This is a genomic window from Chryseobacterium sp. AC405b, assembly GCF_979258685.1.
In genome coordinates, this window is record NZ_OZ409877.1 from 2,924,051 (window position 1) to 2,948,592 (window position 24,542).

The 24,542-nt window shown below is 33.6% G+C and carries 27 protein-coding genes; 1 reads left to right on the forward strand and 26 read right to left on the reverse strand.

Annotated elements, in window-relative coordinates; translation table 11 throughout:
* Positions 1-99: 99 nt before the first annotated feature.
* The 24 genes from ACZZZA_RS14025 to atpB all read right to left on the reverse strand — a co-directional run bounded on the left by ACZZZA_RS14025 (position 100) and on the right by atpB (position 21,241).
* Positions 100-1,176, reverse strand: coding sequence for a hypothetical protein (locus ACZZZA_RS14025; protein ID WP_463432758.1), 1,077 nt, complete (start codon positions 1,174-1,176; stop codon positions 100-102).
* Between the two features lie 102 nt (positions 1,177-1,278).
* Positions 1,279-1,971: a hypothetical protein gene (locus ACZZZA_RS14030; protein ID WP_463432760.1), complete on the reverse strand. Its 693-nt coding sequence runs from the start codon at positions 1,969-1,971 to the stop codon at positions 1,279-1,281.
* Positions 1,937-2,491 (reverse strand): RNA polymerase sigma factor, encoded by a 555-nt coding sequence (locus ACZZZA_RS14035; RefSeq protein ID WP_463432762.1) that lies wholly within the window; start codon positions 2,489-2,491, stop codon positions 1,937-1,939. The genes ACZZZA_RS14030 and ACZZZA_RS14035 overlap by 35 nt, the downstream gene beginning before the upstream one ends.
* 115 nt (positions 2,492-2,606) lie before the next feature.
* A complete protein-coding gene (locus ACZZZA_RS14040) occupies positions 2,607-3,866 on the reverse strand; it encodes a nucleoside permease (RefSeq protein ID WP_463432764.1) in 1,260 nt (419 codons plus the stop codon).
* Positions 3,867-3,884: 18 nt separating this feature from the next.
* The gene (locus tag ACZZZA_RS14045) at positions 3,885-4,490 is read right to left on the reverse strand and encodes a bifunctional nuclease family protein (RefSeq protein WP_463432766.1); all 606 of its coding nucleotides are present in this window, start codon (positions 4,488-4,490) and stop codon (positions 3,885-3,887) included.
* 191 nt (positions 4,491-4,681) lie between these two features.
* Complete coding sequence (locus ACZZZA_RS14050) at positions 4,682-5,629, reverse strand: electron transfer flavoprotein subunit alpha/FixB family protein (RefSeq protein WP_463432768.1); 948 nt, start codon at positions 5,627-5,629, stop codon at positions 4,682-4,684.
* Positions 5,630-5,673: 44 nt separating this feature from the next.
* Positions 5,674-6,420: an electron transfer flavoprotein subunit beta/FixA family protein gene (locus ACZZZA_RS14055; RefSeq protein WP_463432770.1), complete on the reverse strand. Its 747-nt coding sequence runs from the start codon at positions 6,418-6,420 to the stop codon at positions 5,674-5,676.
* A gap of 181 nt (positions 6,421-6,601) precedes the next feature.
* Positions 6,602-7,309: an SDR family oxidoreductase gene (locus ACZZZA_RS14060; RefSeq protein ID WP_463432772.1), complete on the reverse strand. Its 708-nt coding sequence runs from the start codon at positions 7,307-7,309 to the stop codon at positions 6,602-6,604.
* Between the two features lie 79 nt (positions 7,310-7,388).
* Positions 7,389-8,390: a T9SS type A sorting domain-containing protein gene (locus ACZZZA_RS14065; RefSeq protein ID WP_463432774.1), complete on the reverse strand. Its 1,002-nt coding sequence runs from the start codon at positions 8,388-8,390 to the stop codon at positions 7,389-7,391.
* Positions 8,391-8,504: 114 nt separating this feature from the next.
* Positions 8,505-9,884 (reverse strand): dipeptidase, encoded by a 1,380-nt coding sequence (locus tag ACZZZA_RS14070; protein WP_463432776.1) that lies wholly within the window; start codon positions 9,882-9,884, stop codon positions 8,505-8,507.
* A gap of 134 nt (positions 9,885-10,018) precedes the next feature.
* A complete protein-coding gene (locus tag ACZZZA_RS14075; protein ID WP_463432778.1) occupies positions 10,019-10,303 on the reverse strand; it encodes a hypothetical protein in 285 nt (94 codons plus the stop codon).
* 55 nt (positions 10,304-10,358) lie between these two features.
* A complete protein-coding gene (locus tag ACZZZA_RS14080; protein WP_463432780.1) occupies positions 10,359-11,507 on the reverse strand; it encodes a class I SAM-dependent methyltransferase in 1,149 nt (382 codons plus the stop codon).
* A gap of 4 nt (positions 11,508-11,511) precedes the next feature.
* Positions 11,512-11,952 carry a DinB family protein gene (locus ACZZZA_RS14085; protein WP_463432782.1) on the reverse strand — a complete coding sequence of 147 codons (441 nt, stop codon included), beginning with the start codon at positions 11,950-11,952 and terminating at the stop codon, positions 11,512-11,514.
* A 49-nt stretch (positions 11,953-12,001) separates the two neighbouring features.
* A complete protein-coding gene (locus ACZZZA_RS14090; protein WP_463432784.1) occupies positions 12,002-13,162 on the reverse strand; it encodes a methylmalonyl-CoA mutase family protein in 1,161 nt (386 codons plus the stop codon).
* 93 nt (positions 13,163-13,255) lie between these two features.
* The gene (locus ACZZZA_RS14095) at positions 13,256-13,612 is read right to left on the reverse strand and encodes an FtsB family cell division protein (protein ID WP_463432786.1); all 357 of its coding nucleotides are present in this window, start codon (positions 13,610-13,612) and stop codon (positions 13,256-13,258) included.
* Positions 13,613-13,616: 4 nt separating this feature from the next.
* Positions 13,617-14,231 (reverse strand): uridine kinase, encoded by a 615-nt coding sequence (gene udk, locus ACZZZA_RS14100; RefSeq protein WP_463432788.1) that lies wholly within the window; start codon positions 14,229-14,231, stop codon positions 13,617-13,619.
* A 113-nt stretch (positions 14,232-14,344) separates the two neighbouring features.
* Entirely contained in the window at positions 14,345-14,650 is a 306-nt protein-coding gene (locus ACZZZA_RS14105; protein ID WP_463432790.1) for an ATP-dependent Clp protease adaptor ClpS, read from the reverse strand.
* Between the two features lie 12 nt (positions 14,651-14,662).
* A complete protein-coding gene (locus ACZZZA_RS14110; protein ID WP_463432792.1) occupies positions 14,663-16,024 on the reverse strand; it encodes a hemolysin family protein in 1,362 nt (453 codons plus the stop codon).
* 96 nt (positions 16,025-16,120) lie between these two features.
* Positions 16,121-17,011 (reverse strand): ATP synthase F1 subunit gamma, encoded by an 891-nt coding sequence (gene atpG, locus ACZZZA_RS14115; RefSeq protein ID WP_463432794.1) that lies wholly within the window; start codon positions 17,009-17,011, stop codon positions 16,121-16,123.
* Between the two features lie 84 nt (positions 17,012-17,095).
* The gene (gene atpA, locus ACZZZA_RS14120; protein WP_463432796.1) at positions 17,096-18,673 is read right to left on the reverse strand and encodes a F0F1 ATP synthase subunit alpha; all 1,578 of its coding nucleotides are present in this window, start codon (positions 18,671-18,673) and stop codon (positions 17,096-17,098) included.
* A gap of 18 nt (positions 18,674-18,691) precedes the next feature.
* Positions 18,692-19,231: an ATP synthase F1 subunit delta gene (gene atpH / locus ACZZZA_RS14125; RefSeq protein ID WP_463432798.1), complete on the reverse strand. Its 540-nt coding sequence runs from the start codon at positions 19,229-19,231 to the stop codon at positions 18,692-18,694.
* 2 nt (positions 19,232-19,233) lie between these two features.
* A complete protein-coding gene (locus ACZZZA_RS14130) occupies positions 19,234-19,728 on the reverse strand; it encodes a F0F1 ATP synthase subunit B (RefSeq protein ID WP_463432800.1) in 495 nt (164 codons plus the stop codon).
* Positions 19,729-19,833: 105 nt separating this feature from the next.
* A complete protein-coding gene (locus ACZZZA_RS14135) occupies positions 19,834-20,052 on the reverse strand; it encodes an ATP synthase F0 subunit C (RefSeq protein WP_056014715.1) in 219 nt (72 codons plus the stop codon).
* A gap of 37 nt (positions 20,053-20,089) precedes the next feature.
* Positions 20,090-21,241 (reverse strand): F0F1 ATP synthase subunit A, encoded by a 1,152-nt coding sequence (atpB, locus tag ACZZZA_RS14140; RefSeq protein ID WP_463432804.1) that lies wholly within the window; start codon positions 21,239-21,241, stop codon positions 20,090-20,092.
* A gap of 455 nt (positions 21,242-21,696) precedes the next feature.
* Here atpB and ffh point away from each other — a divergent pair, with 455 nt between their 5' ends.
* The gene (ffh, locus tag ACZZZA_RS14145; RefSeq protein WP_463432806.1) at positions 21,697-23,058 is read left to right on the forward strand and encodes a signal recognition particle protein; all 1,362 of its coding nucleotides are present in this window, start codon (positions 21,697-21,699) and stop codon (positions 23,056-23,058) included.
* A gap of 138 nt (positions 23,059-23,196) precedes the next feature.
* Here ffh and ACZZZA_RS14150 read toward each other — a convergent pair whose 3' ends face one another.
* Positions 23,197-23,811, reverse strand: a complete 615-nt coding sequence (locus ACZZZA_RS14150; RefSeq protein WP_463432808.1) for an outer membrane beta-barrel protein — start codon at positions 23,809-23,811, stop codon at positions 23,197-23,199.
* Between the two features lie 209 nt (positions 23,812-24,020).
* Entirely contained in the window at positions 24,021-24,542 is a 522-nt protein-coding gene (locus ACZZZA_RS14155) for a hypothetical protein (RefSeq protein WP_463432810.1), read from the reverse strand.

Sequence of the window (24,542 nt, forward strand, 5' to 3'; positions counted from 1 at the left end):
GTTTTAAAATCAAATATTTGATTATTAGTATTTAAGATTAATAAAATATTTAATGAAAATTTAATAAATTATTAATAAAAATAAAATTTAGATGTATAATTAGAAATTTAGGTAAAGTAATTCTAAACCAATCTGAAAACCATATTTGTTATTTATTTTGACATCATCACCAAAAAACGGAGTAAAGTCTTTTTTTACAAAAACATTAAGCGCACCAAATCCTACAGATATTTTTCCTCCAAATAAAAAATTATTAACCATACCAGGTATATTTTCACGGTCAACCGTTCTGTGGTCATCAGCATTTTTATAAATAATCTGATTTTGGGTTAAAACACGTACACCTCCGTATATACCAGCTGTCACCCTCAAGTTTCCTTTGGTATTATCTAACATTTTCTCACCGTTTTCAACTATGTATTTAGGATTTAATACAAATACAAAATCCAACGGTGCAATTATATAGTGATTGGTAAAACGAGATTTCTTTAAATTACCTTTGGTGAAGTCTGTTAAAAAAATTTCATTGTTATTAAAATCAGCTATTTGAGAATTTTTTGGAACAAATGTATCACCTCTGTACCCGAAACCAAAACGATAAAACACTGGGGAAGTTAATGCTCCTAATTGTCTTGCGAATCTGAACTCTATTACGCCCGAAACTGATTTACCAAATTTCATCTGAGAAGATTTACTTCCTAATGCAAATGATGCTGCTGATTTTGTGAGATCTATATAACCCAACGCAATATTCATATCAGAAGTTTTTAAAAGCTCTTTTTTAGTCCGTTTAGGATCTTTCAAGCTAAATAGGGAGTTATTTTGTGCAAATCCAATCGCATTATTAGCTTTTCCCAGAACAGAATTTTTCACAATTTCTTTAGTTGCATTTTCAAGATCAGATTTCTGATTATCAACCTTGTCATTGATTATTCCTTCATATTTCAAAGCGATGTCTGCCTTTTGTTTTTGTTTCTCTTCAGAAGATATTTTTTTGTTTTTAAAACTTTCATCGAGATCATTAAGCTCGCTATTCATTTTAGATTTCTCAGACGTAATGATACTGTCTATCTTTTCTGAATAGATTTTCATTTGAGAATCCATAGATGGGTTTTCCTGAGCAAATCCAAAAGAGAAAAGCAGGACGGTGACAAGTGAGATGAATTTTGTTTTCATACCTAGTTGTTTATTATTTTGTTTTTAATATGTGATTTTTAAACAATACAAGAGTTCTGTTCGTTTTCCAGAACAGTTTTTTTATCTGCTAAAATTTTAAGTTTATCTAGTTTGAAGAGAATCTGAATAAACAGTAAATCCCAGAATTTTAAATGAATGTGGACCCTTAATTTTTCTAATATCTAATACACCAAATTTCCTTTGTTCATTTAGATTTTCTTCTCTGGTTTTATCTAATTCTCTTCCCAGCAACAGTTGTTCTGCATTGGTATAATTCACTTTTTTATGTTCGGCAATCGTTGGTTTTTGATTTAAAGAATTATCGATTTCTTGAGCAATTGAAATTTGAATATTTTCATTTTCTTTCAATTTTTCCTCAACAAAAATAGGTTCAGAAATATTTTGTGAGTTTGCTGAAATTGTTTGCTTTAAATTTTCTTCTTTGTTTATTGAATTTACACTAGAATCAACATTGTGAGTTTCTGCTTTTACTAAATTTTCAGCTATAGGAATAGATTCTCCATTGATACTATTCAATTTTTCAGCTTTATCTTTAATAACAGATTTCGTTAATTCTTTTTTATCATCAGCATCGTTATCAAAGTAAAAAACAGCACCGAAAGAAATTAAAAGAATCACCACAGCTGCATATTTCCACCACTGAAAAGTGGTTTTCTGAGCAGCAATTACTTTCCCATCAAGTTCTACTTCAATTCTAGACCAAAGATCTGCAGAAGGCTTTATTTCGAGGTCTTCGTAATCAGATTTTAATTGTTTCTGTATGTTTTTTTCCATTTTCTTTGGTTTTTAAATAATCGGCAATCCACTTTTTGGCTTTACTTAGCTGACTTTTGCTGGTACCTTCTGAAATATTCATCATTTCAGCAATTTCCTGATGCTTTTTTTCTTCGAATACGTAGAGATTGAAAATCAGTTTGTAACCTGTAGGCATATTCGAAAATATCTCTTCAATATTGATTTCAGATATGCCCTCATCACTTTCATCATCCGGAAAGTCATCTGCAATTTCAATATCCGAATACAAGATATTTTTATTTTTCCTGACGAAGGTTATTGAGTCATTAACAACAATTTTTCTCAGCCAAAACGGGAAACTTTTCCATTCTTTACAATCCCCTATTTTATTAAAACACTTCAGAAAAGCATTTAACAGAATATCTTCTGCATCATGAATGTTATTTGTATAAGAATTTGCAACCGAAAGCATTTTAGCTGAAAACAACTCGTAAAGAGCTTTCTGCGCTCTCCGATCCTGTTTTTTGGCAAGTTTAAAATTCTCTTCTAAATTCTTCATGTATCAGTTTCTATATATAAGACGGCAAATGTGTAAAATGGTTGCATTAAAAATAAAAAAAATTGCACCTTGGTTAAAAGTGCAATGATTAATATGTTTAAAAATACAAATAAAATTAATGATTAACGGTAGCTATTTCATTTGGATCATGCTTATGTTTGAAGAAAATTGCAAATAAAATGGTAATGATTAATGCATAAACGGCGAAAAGCAACCATATTTCCTGCCACATTTTATCACCGTTTTCTAAAGTGAAAAATTTTGAAATAATCCAGCCACTTCCGAAACTGCCTACAATAGCACCAAAACCATTGGTCATCATCATAAACAGACCCTGTGCAGAAGAACGAATCTTATAATCTGTAGTAGTCTCTACAAAAAGTGAACCTGAAACATTGAAAAAATCGAATGCCATTCCGTAAACAATGCACGAAAGAATAATCAAACCTAATCCAAATCCATAAGGATCACCATAAGCAAAGAATGCAAAACGTAAAACCCATGCAAACATAGAAATCAACATTACTTTCTTAATACCGAATTTTTTTAGGAAAAACGGAATAGCCAAAATAAATGCAGTCTCAGAAAACTGGGAGATCGACATAATGAGCGTAGATCTTTTCACAACAAAACTATCTGCATACGCCGGATTTTTACCAAAATCTGATAAAAAAACATCTCCATACATATTGGTTAACTGTAATGCAGCACCCAAAAACATAGAAAATACAAAGAATAAAGCCAATTTATAATTACCGAAAAGTTTAAAAGCATTCAATCCTAATTTTTCAGAAAGAGGTGCATCTTTAGGAATAAGACTCTGAGGTTTACAGGCAGGTAATGTGAAAGAATAAATTGCCAGAACTACCGCAAAAGCTGCTGCAATATAAAATTGGTTTGCGGATGCCTTATTGTCTGTCAAATTTGTAATCCACATAGCAGCAATGAAGCCTAAAGTCCCCCAAACTCTTATGGGTGGGAAAACTTTTACCACATCGAAATTATTATTTTTCAAAACATAATACGCAATAGAGTTGGATAGCGAAATGGTAGGCATATAAAATAGCATTGCAACCAGCATCACCCAAAAAAAGGTGGTGGGATTATCTACCAAAGGTAGGCACACCAAGGAAATAGCATATCCTAAATGTAAAATTCCGTATAGTTTTTCTGCATTCATCCATCGGTCAGCAATGATCCCTGTAATTGCAGGCATGATGATGGAAGCAATTCCTAACGTCATGAAAACAATGCCGAACTGATCTACTCCCCAATGCATTGTTCCGAACCAATAATTGGCAAATGTAATAAGCCAGGCTCCCCAAACGAAAAACTGCAGAAAGCTAAGGATGGTCAATCGTAATTTTAAATTCATCTTTTATGTAAAAATTTCTTAATCAATTTTCTTTTTTCTTCTTTTGATCTCTTCCTGAATTTCCAGAGCGGTATCAAAATCTTCTTCTTTTACAGCATCCTCCAACAATTTCTGCAGTTCTTCCATAGAAACATTCTTCAAATCGTCTTCTTCTTCTCCTCCAATAGTTTCGGAAAAAACATCTTCTTCTTTTGAAGTATCATCCAGCTCAAGTAAAATCCCGGCTTCATTTAATACCTGCTGGGTTGTAAAAATAGGTGCATCAAATCGTACTGCCATTGCAACGGCATCAGAAGTTCTTGCATCTAATATCAACTCTTCTTCAGTTGCCGAGTTTTTAAAATTGATGTTTGAAAAAAATACGCCGTCAACGATCTGATAAATGATCACTGATATCAATTCAAAATTGGCAGAAACTATAAATTTAGTAAATAAATCGTGCGTAAGAGGACGCGGCGGATGTATGTCTTTTTCTAAGCCTAACGAAATGGATTGTGCTTCAAAATTCCCTATAACTACGGGCAATTTAACGTTTGTTTCTTCATGTTCTAATAACAAAGCGTACGCTCCCGATTGGGTCTGGCTATACGATATTCCGCGAATGATTAGTTGCTTATAATCCATGGCTACAAATATAAATTAATTTTTTATTGTAGGTTTTAATTTTTAGACAAAAAATAAAAGCCCGGAAGCCGAGCTTTTATCTATATTGTTTATGCTTGTGAAAGGGCAATAGTGAATTTTGCTTCGCAAGTGAATTAATTTATTTAAATTGACAAGCAGCGTAGCAAATTGACTATTCACAATTCACTCTTTTATCCCTTAATTGCTTTAATTTTCTCTGTTAATGCAGGAATAATTTGGAAAGCATCTCCTACTACACCGTAATCAGCTGATTTGAAGAACGGAGCTTCAGCATCATTATTAATTACAACAATAGTCTTAGAAGAATTGACTCCAGCCAAATGCTGAATTGCCCCGGAAATACCGATTGCAATATATAAATTTGGTGAAATAGCTTTACCAGTCTGCCCAACGTGTTCTGAGTGTGATCTCCATCCGATGTCAGAAACAGGCTTAGAACAAGCAGTAGCAGCGCCTAAAACATTTGCCAATTCTTCTACCATTCCCCAGTTTTCCGGACCTTTCATTCCTCTACCTGCAGAAACTACTACTTCAGCTTCTTTAAGGTCTAGTTTTCCTGAACTTTGCTCATGAGAAATCACTTTAGTATCTTCATTAACCACTGAAAGATTTTTCACTTCTTCAGAACCAGAAACGGTATTTTCTTTAACACCGAAAGCATTTTGAGACACGGTAAGAATTACTCCGGTACCTTCTGCTTTTGCATGCATAAATCCTTTTCCTGAGAAAGCTTTTCTTTTTACCTGAAATGGAGACTGGCTTTCCGGTGCTTCCAAAACGTTTGTAATTAAAGAAAAATTCTTCATTACAGCCAACATTGGAGCTACTGAAGAAGCATCTGTAGTATGAGGAAAAACAAGAATATTTCCGTCTGCAATTTCATTTACAGCCTGTGCATATGCTTTTGCCGAGAAATTCTTAAGACCTTCGTCTTTGATGTTGATTACATTTGTCGCTCCATATTTATACAATAAATCTGAAGAATCTGTAGGGTTTACAGAGATTGCCGTAACGGTTTCTCCCGCTTGGTCTGCAACCGCTTTAGCATACGAAACTGCTTCAAAAGCTGCTTTTTTGTAAACTCCGTTTATATTTTCTGCGTATACGAATACTGCCATTTTAAAATAACTTTAAAGATTAAAAAATTTAATGATTATAAAGATTAGATAACCTTTGCCTCCTCGTGAAGAAGTCTTACCAACTCATCCAAATTATCTGCAGAAACTATTTTCACTGCTGCTCTTGGCGGAACACTGTCATAAGAAACTCCCTGTACTTTCACTTCAGACGAAGTAGGCTCAATAACCTGCAAAGGTTTTGTTCTTGCAGACATAATCCCTCTCATGTTTGGGATGATCAAATCTTTCTCGTCTACTAACCCTTTTTGTCCTGCGATTACTGCAGGCAATTTAACTGAAATAGTTTCTTTACCACCTTCAATTTCTCTTACAGCCGTAGCCTCACTTCCATTAACATCTAAACCAACAGAGGCATTCACGAAAGGCTGATTCAATAACTGAGCAACCATTCCCGGAACAGAACCACCGTTGTAATCAATAGATTCTTTACCACAAAGAATTAAGTCATAACCACCATTCTGAGCTACAGAAGCAATTTCTTTTGCTGTAGAATAGCTGTCTTTAGGATCAAGATTTACTCTTACTGCGTCATTCGCTCCAATTGCCAAAGCTTTTCTGATAACAGGCTCTGTAATAGCATCACCTACATTCATCACGGTTACTGTTGCACCTTGAGATTCTTGCAATTTAATCGCTTTTGTAAGTGCAAATTCATCCAGGGGATTGATCACCCATTGAATTCCGTTTTTGTCGAAAGCAGATTTATCTGCTGTAAAGTTAATTTTAGAAGTAGTATCAGGAACACTACTAATGCAAACTAATATTTTCATATGTTGTTTAAATTATTTTATTTGAGAGACATAAGCTTTCAGCTTTTATATGTCCGTATATATTTCTTAAGCTGAAAATATTGCCGAAGAAATTTTGTTTGTTAAGTTTTGTAAATATAAATAAAAAATATATTATGCATGCATAATACTTATATAATTATTATTCAGCGCATTATATGTTTTAAGATTTTGGTTTTGAAGCCCTAAACTCAATCTTACTTGGTAAAACCCTTGGATTCATTTTTAAAATATCAAGCACTAAATTCCCCATATCTTCCGGTTGAATTTTCCATTCATCTTTTTCCGAAGGCGTATTTCCGTTGAAATTTGTAGCCACCGAGCCCGGCATTATTACTGTTGATTTGATATTATACTTCCTTAAATCAATCATAGCTGCCTGTGTAAAGCCTAATACGCCAAATTTAGAAGCATTGTAACCCGTTCCGTTTTCAAAGAAATTGGCTCCTGCTAAACTTGAAATGGTGATGTAATAACCTTCGCTTTTTTTCAATTCACTGACTGTAGCTTTTAAAGTATGGAAAACACCTGTAAGATTGGTTTCAATCATAGAATTCCATTCTTCTGTAGTAAGTTCGTCCACAGGCTTAAAAATCCCTAAACCTGCATTAGCAATCACAAAATCTAGCCTTCCGAATTTCTCAATAATATCTTGAACTACTTTCTCTTCGTTTCCCAAATTTCTGACATCAGAAACTAGCCCTAAAACATTTTGAGAAAACTTTTGTAATTCAGTTTCAGTTTTTTTTACATCATCTTCATTTCTTCCTGAAAATGCAACTGAAATTCCATTTTTTAATAAAATTTCAGCGATACCGAAACCTATTCCTTTGGTTCCGCCTGTAATATATGCGACTTTATTTTCAATCATAATACTATAATTTTTTTTCTCTAAAATAACAAAAACGCCCCAATTGGAGCGTTTTAAATATACTAAGATTTGTCAGTATTTATTTCTTAATGAATTTCTCAGTAGAAATACCATCTTTAGTTTCAATATTGATTAAATAGTTTCCTACAGGAAGTTCTCTTACATCAACTTGATTCCCTTCTAATTTTACATTTACTTTTCTACCCGTCATATCTACAACAGAAACTGCGGTGATTTTAGAGTCTGTTTTAATGTTTAGGATGTCTGATGTTGGGTTGGGATAAACAGCTATCCCTACATTTCCGACTATTTTAGTGTCCTGCGTTCCTAATGTCGCAGCATTAGTATATATTAAATTAAAGTTATCTACCGATGCCTGATTAGCTACTGTATTTCCAGTCAAAGTTGAAGATACAAAATCATACTCTACAGGATCTAGCCCCGGAGATAGACTATATAATGTATTTGTAAAAGTAAATGCTCCTTCGGGAGTATACCAAGTATATGCACCTGTCGTTTTGTTATAAGTGAATGATACTGATACCCATGTATTTGCAGGATAAGTATTTAATTGAGTTAACGTAATTGTAAAATAAGAAGTAACACCTGTAGAAATTAATGTTAATCTTGCTTTACCAACAATCTTTTTTGTTGCATAATCATATCCTATTCCAACAATACCATTGGTTGCGTCATACAAATCCGCAGAAATTCTACCAGCACCAGTAGCTGGACCTGTATAAATTTCAACAGACCCCTTCAATATATTATTTCCAGTACTAGCGGTAACAGGTGTTATATCTTTAAACGCAAAACGATTAAATGTGTTTGCAGTTGAGCTAAATCCGCTCCCACTTGTAATTTGTAAAGAATTTGAATGTGCAGCATCAATTGTTGTAACCTGAAAGTCTGCTGGTGTTCCATTAAAAATCTTATAACCACTTTGACCTGCTGTAACACCTGTAACATCAGTTGCTAAATTACCAGAAGTAAGTGTACTGAAATTTTCACTTACTAAAACTTGCCCGAACATCATCATTGTTGCAGAAGTCAACAATAAAGAAGATAGAATTTTTTTCATATTTTTAAATTTAATTATTTTTGGTAAATATAATAACTTTAAGAGACATCTATGAAAAATAAAGTGTTAAAATTAACAAATCCTTAAGAAAAAATTCTTAAGGACTCATATTTGTTATTTTGAATAGTTTTCAAAGAATAAAGGTATACTTTCAATTCCTTTGTAGAAATTGAATAATCCGTAATGTTCATTAGGTGAATGTATTGCATCAGAATCAAGCCCAAAGCCCATTAATACTGATTTTGCTCCCAGAACCTGCTCAAACATTGAGGTGATAGGAATGCTTCCCCCACTTCTGTATGGTAAAACTTCTTTTCCAAAAGCAGTTTCCATGGCTTTTTTTGCAGCTAAAAATTCTTTTGTATCACTTGGTAAAACATAAGGCATACCGCCGTGATGGGGAGTTACTTTTACCTTAACGTTATCCGGAGCTATTTTTTCGAAATATTTGGTAAACTTTTCTGTAATCTCATTGGGAGTCTGGTAAGGAACCAAACGCATAGAAATTTTCGCAAAGGCTTTAGAAGGAATTACTGTTTTTGCACCTTCACCTGTATAACCACCCCAAATCCCGTTACAATCTAAGGTTGGGCGAATGGAAGTTCTTTCTAAAGTGGTGTAACCTGCTTCACCTTCTACTCCGTTTAAACCTATTGATTTTTTGAATTCTTCAGGATTATCTTTCAACTTATTCATTTCAGTTCTTTCTTCATCTGAAACATCTTCTACATTGTCATAAAAACCATCAATGGTGATTTGTCCGTCCTCATCAATCAATTTAGCAATCATTCTGGAAAGCACATGAATAGGATTTGGAACAGCTCCACCATACAATCCTGAATGCAAATCTCTGTTTGGTCCCTCTACTTCAACTTCTACATAACTTAAACCTCTTAAACCCGTAGTCACAGTAGGTTGTTCATTACTGTAAATATGGGTGTCAGAAATCAAAATACAGTCACAAGCCAGTTTATCAGTATTTTCTTTTACCCAATCACCTAAACTTACGGAACCAATTTCTTCCTCACCTTCAAAAATAAATTTAATATTACAAGGCAATGTATTAGTATGCATCATCGCCTCAAATGCTTTGATCTGCATAAAAAACTGTCCTTTGTCATCTGCAGAACCTCTTGCAAAAATTGCTCCATCCGGATGAATTTCGGTTTTCTCGATACAAGGTTCGAAAGGCGGCTTTCTCCATAATTCTAAAGGATCCGGCGGCTGTACATCATAATGACCGTACACTAAAATTGTGGGTAAATCTTTATTTATGATTTTTTCTCCGAAAACGATGGGATAGCCTTTTGTCTGGCAAACTTCAACTTCATCTGCACCTGCATTTTTAAGATGTTCTGCTACTTTGTCTGCACATAATAAAACTTCGCTTTTATAAGCCGGATCGGCAGAAATTGAAGCTATTCTTAATAATTCAAACAATTCATCCACGAAACGCTGTTTATTTTCGTTGATGTAATTTAAAGTCTCTTGCATTGTCTATTTAATTTTGATAAATTTAAAAAAATTGGGCTGTCTGAACAAACAAAAACAAGGTTTTATCTGTGAGGATCATTTAAAACAAAAAAATCCCACACAAGTGCAGGATTATTATATTTTTTAAGAGATAATTAGTGTTGTTCAACAGAAGGTTTTTCTAATCTTGAAGTGGTAACCTCCGGAGACTTTTGAGCTCTCGTACTGTCAGTTTTTAGAGTATCAACTTTATGTTCTTCATGAGCAGCATCAGTATGCTTATCAGCAAGATCTTCTTCACGCCCGCTTGTTTGCTCGTCGTCAGAATATCTTTCTACCCCTTCTTCCAACTTCAAAGTCGCTTTATTTCCTCCAGCCTGAATTTTTTTACAGCTTACTGCTACCGTAGCAATTGCTAAACATATAATTAGTTTTTTCATTTCTAAATTTTTGATTGCCCAAAAGTAAGAAATATTGCATTTTTCGGCAACATTTTCAGACTGATTTTAATATTAATTTTCCTTTTTTGGATTGTGTAAAAATAACATAGTCGTTTCCGCCATCTTTCAGACCATATTTTTTCTTAATTTCCTCTGGTTTCAAAGGATAATTTTTTGAAATAATGTTAAACTGGCTTTTCTTTTTAATTTGCTTACCTTCAACAACTTCCATCTCAAAAATTCTTCCCGGAAAATTTTCCATTCTAATATCTGAGGTGTAAATATGTGTATTCGGATGTAATTTTTTAAGACTTAATTTTTCTGAAATTAAATTAAAAATTCCGGCTTTTAAAACGGTATTATTGGGAATATAAATAAATTTTTCCGGTTCAGAATATTCTGCATTAGCATTTTCTTCACCTCCGAATTGAAATTGGAATTCTGATTCTTCACTTTCAAGATTAACGCAATGACAGTGAATAGCTTCTGAGTTTTCATAAAAAAGTGAAACAACAATTTCTTTCACATCATTTTTCACAGCAATAATATCAATTCTGGAAATGTTTTTCAGCACTGAAACGAGATATTTCAAATCAATCAAAGGTGAAAGTTTGATTACCACTTGTTGAGAAATAGAAAGCAGTGTATCCTGAATATCAAGAATATTGGGCGAGAGATCTTCTAATAAAAAAACTTTATTTTTCTGATTGTCCCTTCGCGCAGGATCAAGGTAAATGACATCAAAATTTTCTTTGTTGTCAAGAAGAAAATCTTCAAGTTTCTGATTGATAAATTGCGTTTTTTTATTTAAAATATTCCAGTTATGTTCTACGATTTGTAAAAGTTCAGGATTTTGTTCGACCAAAATAACTTCATCAAAATGTTTGGAAAGATAGTATGCATCAATTCCAAAACCGCTCGTCAGATCAATAAATTTCTTTCCTTTTAAAAGTTCAGATTTATAAACGGCTGTTTTTTCTGATGAAGATTGCTCTAAACTGAGCTGTGGCGGGAAAATAATTCCTTCTTTTAATAGAAACGGAAACTTTTTCTGTGCGACTTGTTTGCCTTTAATTTGCTGAACAATCTCTTGCATAGAAACTTCAGGAAAGGGTGATTTTTTTAATAATAAAGTATGCAGATCTGAATGTAGATTTGCATTGATATAATTTTGAATCTCTTTGTTTAAAATTGGAATTTTCACAGACTTACCTTTTGTAGAAAATATAATCTGTTAAAACAGGTTCAATTCCATTTTGCTTTAAGAGGGAATTAATTTGCCCGCGGTGATATGTTGAATGGTTGATTGCCTGAAATAGTATTTCGAAAATAGTATTTTCAAACTTGGTTCCTTTTGAATTTTGATATTCAATTCTTTGGTCAAAATCTGAGTTTTCAATAATTTGAATACTTGTTTGAAAATTTCGATTGTTTATTTCTTCTAATTTTTCAAACAAATTAATTTGCCAGACCTGAAAAGATTCTTCATTTAAAATCCTCGAATTCCAAACTTGTTGAGCGTTTAAAGTATGATTGATTAAACTGATTATTTTATCGTCAACTTTTGAAATATTTTCTGAAATAATTTTTATCATTTCATTATTGAAATGATGGGTATATTTAAACAAATCAACTAGTTTTTCTTTCATTTTATTTTTAAAATTTAAAGAATAAAATCATCAAATCTGCGGATGAAGCTTACTCAAACATTTCAGCCCAACGAACCGCTTTAATTTCTTTTACATCATAAAGCTCTTCTACAGATTTTTTAACATTCAATTTTGGATATAAATTGACTCCAATCAACTTTATTTTTCCTTCTTCAACCCATTTTTGCTCGTTAATAGCTTGATCATAGATTTTCTTCTGAAGAATTCCTTGCTTTAAAGATTCCAGATAACCGCCGTTTGCTTCTATTTCTAAAAAGAACTGCCATGATTTTTCTGCGATTTGCTGTGTGATGTCTTCAATATAATAACTTCCGTTTGATGCATCTTCGAACACGTTGATGATACTTTCGTAAGCAAGAACAATCTGTTGCTTGAATGAAATTTCTTCAGAATTTTCGGTGTTATTTCCTATTTGATAATTGGTACTAAAAACAGCATCTGCACCACCAATCATAGCCGAAGCCAATTCTAAAGTAGAACGGATCAAATTATTTTCACTATCTGAAACAGATTTATTTCTCGAAGAAGTTTCCGCAAATATGTATGGGATATCATCTAAATTATACTCTTTTGAAAGTTGATTAAAAACCAATTTAAAAGCACGGATTTTTGCCATTTCAAAGAAATAATTTCCTCCAACAGCTAATCTGAATAGAATTTTTTCTAGAATTTCTTCTCCATACACTTCCACCAATTCTTTTGTTTTTGACAAAGCAATACCTAATTGCTGAACGATAGAAGCACCACCGTTCTGATGAATTGAAACATCAACACCAATAGATCTTTTGAAATTTTTAGCTAATAATTCTTTCACCAACTGATCATCAATCGCCGCATTGTTTTCATCAAAAACATCAATCAGCGAAAAATACTGGTCGTTATCTTCTGGACTGATATGTTCTGCCAAAGCTTTGTTGTTGATAAAAATAGTTTTTTCTACCAGATTTTCAACATTCTCATTTAGTAGAAATGCAAAAACATCATCTTCTAAAGTTTCGTGATACGTTGCTACCAAATGTGTATTTTCTTCCACTTTCGGAAGATTGACCAATGGTTTTGCAACAGAATTATAAAAAGGTTTTACATCAATTCCTTCTAAATTTTCTTTTTTCAGAATGGTGTAGATATCTTCAGTTTTGAGTTGTTTTTTAACAAGATTTTCCCAGTTTTCAAATGTATCTTTTGACATAGGTAATAAGTAATAGATAATGAGTAATTGTGATTCGCAGATTATTTTAAAATTGACAGCAAGGCTAAATGATTATTCACAATCACTTTGATATTATTTCTTGGCGATATTGGTGCTGTCTACGACTAAGATGAAAATTTCTTCATTAGGTTTTTTCATGAAATAATTTTCTCTGGCGTATTTCTCTTTCTCAGATTTATTATTCATCAGTTTTTTGTAGAATTTATCATTCTTTTCATATTCTGTTTTATAATAATCGAGTTGCTCTTCGTATTTATTAATTTCCCCGTTGAGTTCGTTGATTACCAAAAACGAAGTCTTGTCGAAGAATACCATCCAGACCAGAAAAAGACATATCGCAATCACATATTTATTCAAAACATATTTCTGAAGAAATTTGATTGTTTCCGATTTGGGTTGAATTTCTTTAATTAATTCTTTTTCGGCCATTTTTCTAGTGTTTTCTCAGTGAATTTTTAATAACAGTCGTTAGAAAATCTATTGCCACAGAATTCTGTCTCATATTTGGAATAATCAAATCGGCTTCATTTTTTGAGGGTTCGATGAATTCCTGATGCATCGGCTTCAAAGTTGTCTGATAACGGTGCAAAACCTCGTTCAGATCTCTTCCTCTTTCCTGGGTATCTCTTCTGATTCTTCTGATCAGTCTTTCATCTGAATCTGCGTGCACAAAGACTTTTAAATCAAATTCTTTTATCAGTTCTTTATTCGTTAAAACCAAAATTCCTTCTACCACCAATACATTTTTTGGTTCAACTATAACATGATCACCCGTTCTGGAATGGGTTACAAAACTGTAAACAGGCTGATCAATCGCTTCATTGTTTTTTAATGCTTTTACGTGTTTCAGCATAAGTTCAAAATCTATTGACTTAGGATGATCGTAATTCAACGCTTCCCTTTCTGTCAGTGTAAGATTGTGATTATCGTGATAATAATTGTCCTGAGATAAAATATTCATCCCTTCAATGTCAAGCTGCTGAATGATTTTATCAACAACCGTAGTTTTGCCGGATCCTGTTCCTCCCGCAATTCCTATTACAAGCATTCTATATAGTTTGTACAAATATACTATTTTAGATGAAATGAGATGTCAGAAATAAGAATTTAGAATTGAGTTTAGATTCAATAAAAACTCCGACAAAATTGCCGGAGTTTTTATTATACGATTTCGCTTGTTAAGCTTCTTGAAATTAATTTCTCATGCATAGGTTTCAAAACATCCATTGATCCTGTTTTTACCGTGCATTTGCCTTTGTAATGAACAAGCATTGTGCACTGCTCGGCTTGTATGAGATCATGTTTGCAAATTTCTATTAATGCTTCTATCACATCATCAAAAGTATGGATATCATCGTTGTGCAAAATCAATTTGTACACTTCATCGGTCTCATCCAAAACCAGAACTTCTTCTTCGTACTGACGTTTTGGATCTTCGTAATCTTTTATGGTATTATAAAAAATCATTGTATTAAAATTTTAATCTTCTCCTAATTTGTCTAAAATATCATCAACGATATTGTTAGGTTCAATATAAATCAATTCTACCATTTCAACACTCTTGTTATTCATTTTTAAGATTTTGAAATGATAATTTTCCAAATCAAATTCCTCATTTTCTTCAGGAATATCTTCTAAAGCGTGCAAAATAAAGCCTGCTAAGGTATTGTATTCACTTTCTTCAGAAACAGTCAGTTTCTTAGGCAAAGATTCGTTAATTTCATCCAAAGGTTGCGTAGCTTTTACCCAAAAAGTGTTTGGTCCCACTTTGTCAACTAATTTTTCTTCATCATCTTCTTCATCCTGAATCTCACCTACCAACTCCTCTAAAATATCTTCTAGTGTAATAATTCCTTCAGTTCCCCCAAATTCATCAATAACGATCGCTAAATGTTGTTTTTTTTGCTGGAAAATCTTCAAAAGATCTGAAATTTTCTTGCTTCCGACCACAAAGAAAGATTCTCTCATCAATTCATTCAAGTCTTCATGACTGAGAACTCCTTTTCTTTTAACGAATTCCCGGATAATTTCTTTGGTGTAAAATACTCCAATAATATTATCGATTGAGTTTTCATATACCGGAATTCTTGAATATCCGCTATCCATGATCTTATTGATGATTTCATTTAAATCATCCGCAAAATCTATCGACGTAATATTCTGTCTCGGAACCATGATTTGTTTTGCAGAGTGATCTGTAAAATCAAATGCATTTTTAATAATTTCGTAGTTTTCTTCTTCAATTTCTCCGCTATCGGCACTTTGTTTTACCAAAAGCTGAAGTTCTTCTGTAGAGTGAATTTCCTGTTCGGAAGCAGGATGAATTTTCATTAATCTTAAAACTCCGTTTGACATCAAATTCATCAACCATATAAATGGTTTGAAAACTGTATAAAAGACTCTTAAAGGAACTGCTGTAGCCATTGTTGTAGCTTCAGCTTTTCTGATTGCGATAGATTTTGGAATCAATTCACCAAAAACAATGTGCATTACCGTAATAATCAAGAAACTGATGACAATAGAAATTGTTGTAACTGTAGATTCAGCAAAATTTATATTCAGAGAGTGAAACAAATTGTCTATCACATGATGCATTGCACTTTCACCAACCCAACCTAACGCCAGAGATGCCAATGTAATCCCCAACTGTGTTGCAGAGAGATACTCATCAAGATGCTTGATGATGTGCTCAGCTTGTTTTGCCATCGAATCGCCTTCGGCAGCTTTGATCTGGATTTGAGAATAACGAACTTTAACGATTGAAAATTCTGCGGCCACGAAAAAGCCATTTAATAAAACAAGAAATAAGGCTAGTAAAAGCCTGACTATGTCAGAGTCCATTTAGAAATTATAATTTATTATACAAAGATATACAAAATAATACTAACAAAAAAAGCACCGAAGATATCGATGCTTTAATATTTTTTGAATAATTTGTTACGAATTTTTCAAAGCTTCTGCTCCTGAAACGATTTCTAAGATCTCGTTTGTAATAGCTGCCTGTCTTGCTTTGTTGTAGAAAATAACCAAGTCATTCTTTAGCTCCTGTGCATTGTCTGTTGCTTTGTGCATGGCTGTCATTCTGGCTCCGTGTTCTGAAGCTACAGAATCTAACACTGCTTTGAAAACCTGAGTTTTGATTGATTTTGGAATCAAATTATCTAAAATCTCTGCTCTGTCCGGTTCAAAAATATAATCTGTTTCTGTTTGAGTTTCTGTAGAAGCTGTTTCTGTAGAAGCTGTTTCTGTTTCTACCATAGAAATCGGAAGAACTTTCTCTGTCATCACTTCTTGCGTAGCAGCATTGATGAATTTATTGTAAATTACATACACTTCATCAAATTTACCTTCTCTGAAACTACTCATCACAGATTCTGTAACATTTGAAACTACATCAAAACTTAATTTGTCAAAGACATTGCTTTCATTAGAAAAAACAGTTCGTCCTCTTCTCACAGCATCATATGCTTTTTTACCAATGGTAAGAACTTCAATTTCGTATTGAGCATTGTTTTGAAACTGAATATTCACTTCTTTCACAATATTTGAGTTAAAAGCACCTGCCAAACCTCTGTTTGAAGTTACAGCGATGAAAAGCACTCTTTTAACTTCTCTTTTTTGAGCATAAATAGAAACCTGATCAGGATCTGAGCTAGAATTTACATTCTGGATAATTTCCTGCAATTTTTCAGAATACGGTCTTAACATTACGATGGCGTCCTGTGCTTTTTTTAGTTTCGCTGCCGAAACCATTTTCATAGCACGTGTGATTTGCATCGTAGATGAAATTGAACTGATTCTTCCTCGTATTTCTTTTAAGTTTGCCATTTTGTAACAGTTTTTAGTGTTTAGCGTTTAGTGTTTAGCTTTAGAAAATTTTAAAACTAAACACTTAACACTAAAAACCAAATATTAATTATATTTAGAAGCTAAATCATTAGCAGCCTGCTTAAGAACACCTGTGATATCGTTATCGATTTTCCCGGCTTTAATAGCAGCCATCGTTTCAGGATGCTTAGATCTTAGGAAAGCGATATATTCAATCTGGAATTCTTTTACTTTTTTAACAGGAACGTTTCTCATCAAATTCTCTGTACCTGCATAAATCATCGCAACCTGAGTATCTACAGGAAGTGGTGAATTTACCGGCTGCTTCAATAACTCCACGTTTCTTTCACCTTTAGAGATCACCGCCAAAGTAGAAGCATCAAGGTCTGAACCGAATTTAGCAAACGCTTCTAATTCTTTATACTGAGCCTGGTCTAATTTAAGAGTACCAGAAACTTTCTTCATAGATTTAATCTGAGCATTACCTCCAACTCTGGATACCGAGATCCCTACGTTGATTGCAGGACGAACCCCTGAGTTGAACAAGTCTGTTTCCAAGAAAATCTGTCCGTCTGTAATAGAGATTACGTTTGTCGGGATATATGCAGAAACGTCACCCGCCTGAGTTTCAATAATTGGAAGTGCAGTTAATGAACCTCCACCTTTTACGATTGGTCTTAAAGACTCTGGTAAATCATTCATTTGACTTGCAATTGTATCATCAGCGATTACTTTTGCAGCTCTTTCCAATAATCTTGAGTGAAGATAAAAAACATCTCCAGGGTAAGCCTCACGTCCCGGTGGTCTTCTCAAAAGTAGAGAAAGCTCACGGTAAGCTACTGCTTGTTTAGACAAATCATCATAAATGATTAGTGCAGGTCTACCAGTATCTCTGAAGAACTCACCGATAGAAGCACCTGCCATTGCAGAATAAACCTGCATTGGAACCGGATCTGAAGCATTCGCAGCAACGATTACAGTATATGCTAAAGCTCCTTTATCAGCAAGAGTTTTAACAATTTGAGCTACTGTAGAAGCTTTCTGTCCGATTGCAACATATATACAATATACTGGATGACCAGCATCAAAAAATTCTTTTTGGTTGATGATTGTATCAATAGCAACAGTAGTTTTACCTGTTTGTCTGTCACCAATGATTAATTCTCTCTGACCTCTTCCTACAGGAATCATAGAGTCAATCGCAACGATACCTGTCTGTAAAGGCTCAGTTACCGGCTGTCTGTAGATAACACCAGGAGCTTTTCTTTCCAATGGCATCTCGTACAATTCACCGTCGATAGGTCCTTTACCGTCGATTGGGTTACCTAGAGTATCAACTACTCTACCCAACATTCCTTCTCCTACTTTGATAGAAGAGATTCTGTTTGTTCTTCTTACTGTATCTCCTTCTCTTACCAATTTACTTTCACCTAAAAGAGCCACCCCTACGTTGTCTTCTTCTAAGTTTAGTACGATACCTTCTACATCGCTAGCAAATTTTACCAACTCACCGTACTGTACATTTTCTAACCCGTATACACGAGCAATACCATCACCGATGGTCAAAACGGTACCTACTTCCTCAACATTTGATTGAGTGTCGAAGTTGGCCAACTGTTGTTTTAAGATCGCAGATACTTCTGCCGGATTTATTTCTGCCATTATATGGTTGTTTTTTTCTTAATTTAAATGAAAATCTTTTTTGATATTATTCAGTTTAGACTTTACAGATGCATCGATCTGCTGGTCACCTACTCTTAAAATATATCCTCCTAAAATATCAGGATTGATGGTAAGATTTAAGTCAAAGTTTGAACCTGCTTTTACTAAATCAGTAGATTTTAAAATCTGATCAATATTTTCTTTAGAAAGCTGAGTCGCTGTAGTAAGAGTAATTCTCTGTACTCCATTGATATCTTCAACCTTATTGATGAATTCCTGAGCAATATTTTTCAATTGATTTTCACGACCCTGTCTGATCACTAAAGTAATCAAATTCTGAGAAACCGGTGAAAAACCTTTGAAAATCTCTTTTGCAACGTCCTCTTTCTTTTTTGCATCAATGTAAGGTGTCTTGAAAAATTTGTTTAAATCCTCAGATTCAGACATCACTTTCTTAACATCTTTCATCTCAGAAAATACAGCAGCAGTCTGTCCGGATTCGTTTGTGAAATCCAGCAAACCTTGTGCGTATCTTTTAGCTACTTTAGATGTAAGCATTCTTAGTTAAGATTAGATTTGTTTAAATAATTTTGAACCAACTCGTCCTGAGCTTCAGTTTTCTCTAAATTTTTCTGCAAGATAGATTCTGCAATATTTACAGATAATGCACCAATCTGAGTTCTGATTTCTGACATTGCAGCATTCTTCTCAGTCTGGATGGTTTGCTTAGCAGATTCGATCATTTTATCACCTTCAGCTTTAGCAATATCTTTCGCTTCACCTACAATTCTGTCTTTAATTTCTCTAGCTTCTTTAAGGATAGAATCTCTTTCAATTTTAGCTTCACGAATAATTCTTTCGTTATCAGATTTAAGATCTTCCATTTCTTTTTTAGCCAATTTAGCCTGATTCAAAGCATCAACGATAGAAGCTTCTCTGTCATTTACTGCATTTACAATTGGTTTCCAGGCAAATTTAGCAAGGATAAATAACAGGATAACGAATGTAAGCGTCATCCAAAACAAAAGTCCAATTCCAGGTTCTATAATTCCCATATCTGTAATTCTTTTTTTAATGTAATAATTTATGGATATCTTTTTTTAAAAATTCTTAGCAGCAGCCAACCGCTTCACTGCTAAGAATATTTTTTCTGAGGATAATTACTTGATGAAAGCACCAAAGATAATCGCAATAAGACCAGCACCTTCAATAAGACCTGCAGCAATAAGCATTGCTCCTTGAATCTTACCAGCTTGTTCTGGTTGTCTAGCGATAGCATCCATAGCGTGCCCACCGATTTTACCAATACCAAGACCTACTCCTAATACTGCCAAACCGATACCTACGTAAATTAATCCTGTTCCAGTTGTGATGTCCATAATAAATAAATATTTAGTTAAAATTATTTTAGTTTAATTAAGCTACCATTGTGTCGTGACCTACACTGTCATCATCATTGTGTGCATGATCGTGATCGTGTTCTGCAACTGCAATACCAATAAACAATGCTGATAATACCGTGAAGATATAAGCCTGTAATGCAGCAACTAAAAGTTCCAATACAGAAACAAATAATGCCAATGGTACAGATGCAAATCCTAAGAATGGAGATTTAAAGATAAAGATCAAAGAGATAATCGCTAAGATCATAATGTGACCCGCAGTGATGTTAGCGAAAAGTCGCATCATCAAAGCAAAAGGTTTTGTGAAGATTCCGATGATTTCGATTGGAACCATGATCGGGTACAATAACAAAGGAACCGGTGGCATAAAGATGTGTTTCCAATAATCTTTGTTTGCACTGAATAAAGTAATCAATAAAGTAATGATCGCTAATACTGAAGTAATTGCAATATTCCCTGTTAAGTTAGCTCCACCCGGGAAGAAAGGAATCAATCCGAATAAGTTATTGAACCAGATAAAGAAAAATGCTGTTAATAAATAAGGCATATATCTTTTATATTTTACCGATCCGATATTTGGGATTGCTACTTCGTCTCTTATAAAAACGATTACCGGCTCTAATAATTTCCCTGCTCCTTTTGGTAGTTGAGATTTTTTATAATTTTTAGCCATTCCTAAGAAAATAACCAACATAAAAATCACTGATAAAAACATTGAAGCTGTATTCTTTGTGATTGACATATCAAAAAATACGTCGCTTGCTTTTTGTTTTCCTGAAATCACTGCAAAAAGAGTTGCTTTTTCTACCCCTTTAGTAGAAACTACTTGTCCTTCATGAAGTGTGTAACCATCGTGCTCATGCCCGTGAGCAATATCTTTTGATAAGAAAGTATGCCATCCTGCATTATCTTTAATAATGATCGGTAATGGGATAGAAACGTGATCTTCTTTTCCACTTTCATCCTTAGTAGTCCATAAATGCCATTCGTTTGAATCACTGATGTGTTCCATGATCATTTTTGTAGCATTAAAGGGCTTATCGCCTTCTGCATGCTCTACTTTTTCAGCTGATTTTTCACCCTCGGTTTCGTGCTGTGCAGATGCAAAACTGCTCAAAAACACAAATAAAAATGCGAAAAATAATGAAGAAACTTTTCTGTTCATATCTCTTTTTTAATCGTGTGCAAATATATTGATTTTATTAAACTCTACCAATATTAAAAATTGATATTTATCATCAAAAAAATCATGATTTGTTAATCTTCCTGATAACGGGTGCATATATAAAGACTGATGCAACAATAAAGCAAATTACTATCAATAAAAAATTATCTTTTGTCTTATCTATTATCAATAATGAAATAATGATCCAAAGTAAATCTTTTGAGATATTTATTGTCAAAAACTTCATCCCTGCATTTTCCTTCCCATAGAGATACTTTTTAAATATTATAAAGACAATAATATTTAAAATCACTATTAAAAATATGACAATAAAACTATCTGAAAAATTCATTTTGCAAAAATAAGATTATATTGATATTCAAAACAAATCTATTCACACTATATATTAATTATTAAAAATTCCTTATTTTTGCACACTATAATTTACAATCAATATGTTCAATAGTTTACAGGATAAATTAGACAAAGCACTTCATAATCTTTCCGGACGTGGAAAAATCACCGAAATCAATGTTGCGGAAACCGTAAAAGAAATCCGTAGAGCATTGGTAGATGCCGACGTTAATTACAAAGTTGCTAAAGATCTTACAAAAAGAGTTCAGGATAAAGCTTTAGGGGAAAACGTACTTACATCGCTTACTCCGGGACAGTTGATGACGAAGATTGTTCATGACGAGCTGGTAGATTTGATGGGTGGTTCTCAGGAAGGAATCAATCTTGCGGGAAAACCAAGTGTTATTCTGATTGCCGGTCTGCAAGGTTCTGGTAAAACCACTTTTTCGGGAAAGCTTGCTAATTATTTAAAAACTAAAAGAAGCAAAAAACCTTTGCTGGTAGCGTGTGATGTTTACCGTCCCGCTGCAATCGATCAATTGAAAGTTCTTGGCGGACAGATCGGTGTTCCGGTTTACACAGAGGAAGGCGCAACCAATCCTTCTACGATTGCCGAAAATGCAATTAGTTTTGCTAAATCAAACGGTCACGATGTAGTTATCGTCGATACGGCTGGTCGTTTGGCGATTGACGAGCAAATGATGAATGAGATTAAATCGGTTCATTATTTTATTAAACCAAGCGAAACTCTATTCGTTGTAGATTCAATGACAGGTCAGGATGCTGTGAATACGGCAAAAGCATTTAATGATGCTTTGAATTTTGACGGTGTTGTTTTAACCAAATTAGACGGTGATACTCGTGGTGGAGCGGCTTTAACGATTCGTTCTGTGGTTGAAAAGCCAATCAAATTTATCTCTACCGGAGAAAAAATGGAAGCTTTAGATCTTTTCTACCCGGAAAGGATGGCAGACAGAATCTTGGGAATGGGAGACGTTGTCTCTTTGGTAGAAAGAGCTCAGGAACAATTTGATGAAGAAGAAGCAAAAAAACTTCACAAGAAAATTGCTAAAAACGAATTTGGTTTTGATGATTTCTTAAAACAGATCAACCAAATCAAAAAGATGGGTAATATGAAAGACTTGATGGGAATGATTCCCGGAGTCGGAAAAGCTATTAAAGATGTGGAGATCAGTGATGATGCCTTTAAACACATCGAGGCGATTATTCACTCAATGACACCTGAAGAAAGAAGAAGACCTTCAATTATCAATACTCAAAGAAAGAACAGAATTGCAAAAGGTGCTGGAAGAAAAATTGAAGATGTGAACGCTCTGATGAAACAGTTTGACCAAATGGGAAAAATGATGAAGATGATGCAGGGCCCACAAGGAAAACAAATGATGCAGATGATGAGCAAAATGCCAAATATGCCTGGAATGGGCGGAATGTTCGGAAAATAGATTCAGAATTTCAAAAAATATATAAACTCTCAGAAATTTTCTGGGAGTTTTTTTATATATATGACCTAATTGTTTCAGTTTAGAACAAAAAAATCCTGAGAAAAATCTCAGGATTTATATCAATTATATTTTTACCAATTATTTAGCAAATACATATTTAACACCGATACCTACGTTAGCAAGGTTTAATCCGAAGTTAAAGTTGTTTACGTTCTGAGCACCTTCTACATCATATTTAGATGTATTGTAACCAAACTCTCCGATTGTAGCTTCGATAGTCCAGTTTTTGTTTAAGAAATAATCTAAACCTGGTTTTACAGAAACACCGAATGAATTGTATTTTACTTTTTCAGAGAATGAGTTGTTGTTTTCAGTTTCTTCATATTTCTCAGTACCAAACTGCATAGGAACTGATAATTGACCGAAGAAGTATAATTTATCTCCTAAAGTCCAGTATTTTCTTACGAAAGGCTCTACTACAAATGCAGATAAAGTTTCTTTATCGTAACCATTCTCATAAGTTGTTTTGTCAATAGTTGAAGCATAACCAACTCCTAAACCTACAGCTAAGTTTGGTGCAACAAAATAACCTACAGTTGGAACAACTGCAAAGTTGTCAACTTTATTATCATTATTATTATTTTCTACAGAAGAATAACCTACTACACCAGAAACATAAGTAGTTCCTTTAGCAATCTGAGCGTTTGATAAACCGAAAAGTGCAACAGCACTAGCGACTAATAATTTTTTCATTTTGAATAATTTTATACTTTCTTGGCTGCAAATTTAGAACGGTAAATTTTAATATTAAAATTTGTTAACATGATAAAAATCACCATCGATATTGACTTTTTTTGACTAAAATCGCAATTAAGAGAATTAATTATCTTTTTTTTAATGAATTGAAATAAAAAACTCCAATCTTTCAATCGGAGTTTAATATAACCTGTTTTAAATGTAATTTACTTCAAGAAGAAATTAACCCCGAAATTGATGGCTCCGAAATTATTTTCAATTCTTTCTCTGTCAAAATCACGTCTGCTTCCTATTGTTTGAAAACCTATGTATAATTCTGCTTTCGGCATTTGGTAGCCAAACTTCGGCTGAGCATACAAACCGCCATCTACTCCATCTTTCACGGAAACCGCATATCCTAAATCTAACGCCACAAAAATAGGAGCTTTAGCAAATCTGTATTTTCCTGCAACAGCAATCGGTATAAAACCGAAATCATCAGACTTATAACGATCTCCTTTAAACTCATAATCCTTTCCAACGAAGTGAGAATAACCTGTAGCTACCCCTAAATCGAAATTTTTAGCAATATTCCACATATAAGCTCCATCTACACCAAATGTAAAAGAAGAATATTTGCTTGCATCTCCCACTGGTACACCAATATGACCTCCCAGCTTAAGACCTTCCTGTGCCTGCACCGCTCCTCCAAAAAAAGCAAATGCTCCTAATAATAGTAGTTTTTTCAT

Bases quoted from the DNA above. Each gene is read 5' to 3' on its own strand.
- ACZZZA_RS14025 (WP_463432758.1), bottom strand. From the start codon at position 1,176: ATGAAAACAAAATTCATCTCACTTGTCACCGTCCTGCTTTTCTCTTTT.
- ACZZZA_RS14030 (WP_463432760.1), bottom strand. From the start codon at position 1,971: ATGGAAAAAAACATACAGAAACAATTAAAATCTGATTACGAAGACCTC.
- ACZZZA_RS14035 (WP_463432762.1), bottom strand. From the start codon at position 2,491: ATGAAGAATTTAGAAGAGAATTTTAAACTTGCCAAAAAACAGGATCGG.
- ACZZZA_RS14040 (WP_463432764.1), bottom strand. From the start codon at position 3,866: ATGAATTTAAAATTACGATTGACCATCCTTAGCTTTCTGCAGTTTTTC.
- ACZZZA_RS14045 (WP_463432766.1), bottom strand. From the start codon at position 4,490: ATGGATTATAAGCAACTAATCATTCGCGGAATATCGTATAGCCAGACC.
- ACZZZA_RS14050 (WP_463432768.1), bottom strand. From the start codon at position 5,629: ATGGCAGTATTCGTATACGCAGAAAATATAAACGGAGTTTACAAAAAA.
- ACZZZA_RS14055 (WP_463432770.1), bottom strand. From the start codon at position 6,420: ATGAAAATATTAGTTTGCATTAGTAGTGTTCCTGATACTACTTCTAAA.
- ACZZZA_RS14060 (WP_463432772.1), bottom strand. From the start codon at position 7,309: ATGATTGAAAATAAAGTCGCATATATTACAGGCGGAACCAAAGGAATA.
- ACZZZA_RS14065 (WP_463432774.1), bottom strand. From the start codon at position 8,390: ATGAAAAAAATTCTATCTTCTTTATTGTTGACTTCTGCAACAATGATG.
- ACZZZA_RS14070 (WP_463432776.1), bottom strand. From the start codon at position 9,884: ATGCAAGAGACTTTAAATTACATCAACGAAAATAAACAGCGTTTCGTG.
- ACZZZA_RS14075 (WP_463432778.1), bottom strand. From the start codon at position 10,303: ATGAAAAAACTAATTATATGTTTAGCAATTGCTACGGTAGCAGTAAGC.
- ACZZZA_RS14085 (WP_463432782.1), bottom strand. From the start codon at position 11,952: ATGAAAGAAAAACTAGTTGATTTGTTTAAATATACCCATCATTTCAAT.
- ACZZZA_RS14090 (WP_463432784.1), bottom strand. From the start codon at position 13,162: ATGTCAAAAGATACATTTGAAAACTGGGAAAATCTTGTTAAAAAACAA.
- ACZZZA_RS14095 (WP_463432786.1), bottom strand. From the start codon at position 13,612: ATGGCCGAAAAAGAATTAATTAAAGAAATTCAACCCAAATCGGAAACA.
- udk (WP_463432788.1), bottom strand. From the start codon at position 14,231: ATGCTTGTAATAGGAATTGCGGGAGGAACAGGATCCGGCAAAACTACG.
- ACZZZA_RS14105 (WP_463432790.1), bottom strand. From the start codon at position 14,650: ATGATTTTTTATAATACCATAAAAGATTACGAAGATCCAAAACGTCAG.
- ACZZZA_RS14110 (WP_463432792.1), bottom strand. From the start codon at position 16,024: ATGGACTCTGACATAGTCAGGCTTTTACTAGCCTTATTTCTTGTTTTA.
- atpG (WP_463432794.1), bottom strand. From the start codon at position 17,011: ATGGCAAACTTAAAAGAAATACGAGGAAGAATCAGTTCAATTTCATCT.
- atpA (WP_463432796.1), bottom strand. From the start codon at position 18,673: ATGGCAGAAATAAATCCGGCAGAAGTATCTGCGATCTTAAAACAACAG.
- atpH (WP_463432798.1), bottom strand. From the start codon at position 19,231: ATGCTTACATCTAAAGTAGCTAAAAGATACGCACAAGGTTTGCTGGAT.
- ACZZZA_RS14130 (WP_463432800.1), bottom strand. From the start codon at position 19,728: ATGGGAATTATAGAACCTGGAATTGGACTTTTGTTTTGGATGACGCTT.
- ACZZZA_RS14135 (WP_056014715.1), bottom strand. From the start codon at position 20,052: ATGGACATCACAACTGGAACAGGATTAATTTACGTAGGTATCGGTTTG.
- atpB (WP_463432804.1), bottom strand. From the start codon at position 21,241: ATGAACAGAAAAGTTTCTTCATTATTTTTCGCATTTTTATTTGTGTTT.
- ffh (WP_463432806.1), top strand. From the start codon at position 21,697: ATGTTCAATAGTTTACAGGATAAATTAGACAAAGCACTTCATAATCTT.
- ACZZZA_RS14150 (WP_463432808.1), bottom strand. From the start codon at position 23,811: ATGAAAAAATTATTAGTCGCTAGTGCTGTTGCACTTTTCGGTTTATCA.
- ACZZZA_RS14155 (WP_463432810.1), bottom strand. From the start codon at position 24,542: ATGAAAAAACTACTATTATTAGGAGCATTTGCTTTTTTTGGAGGAGCG.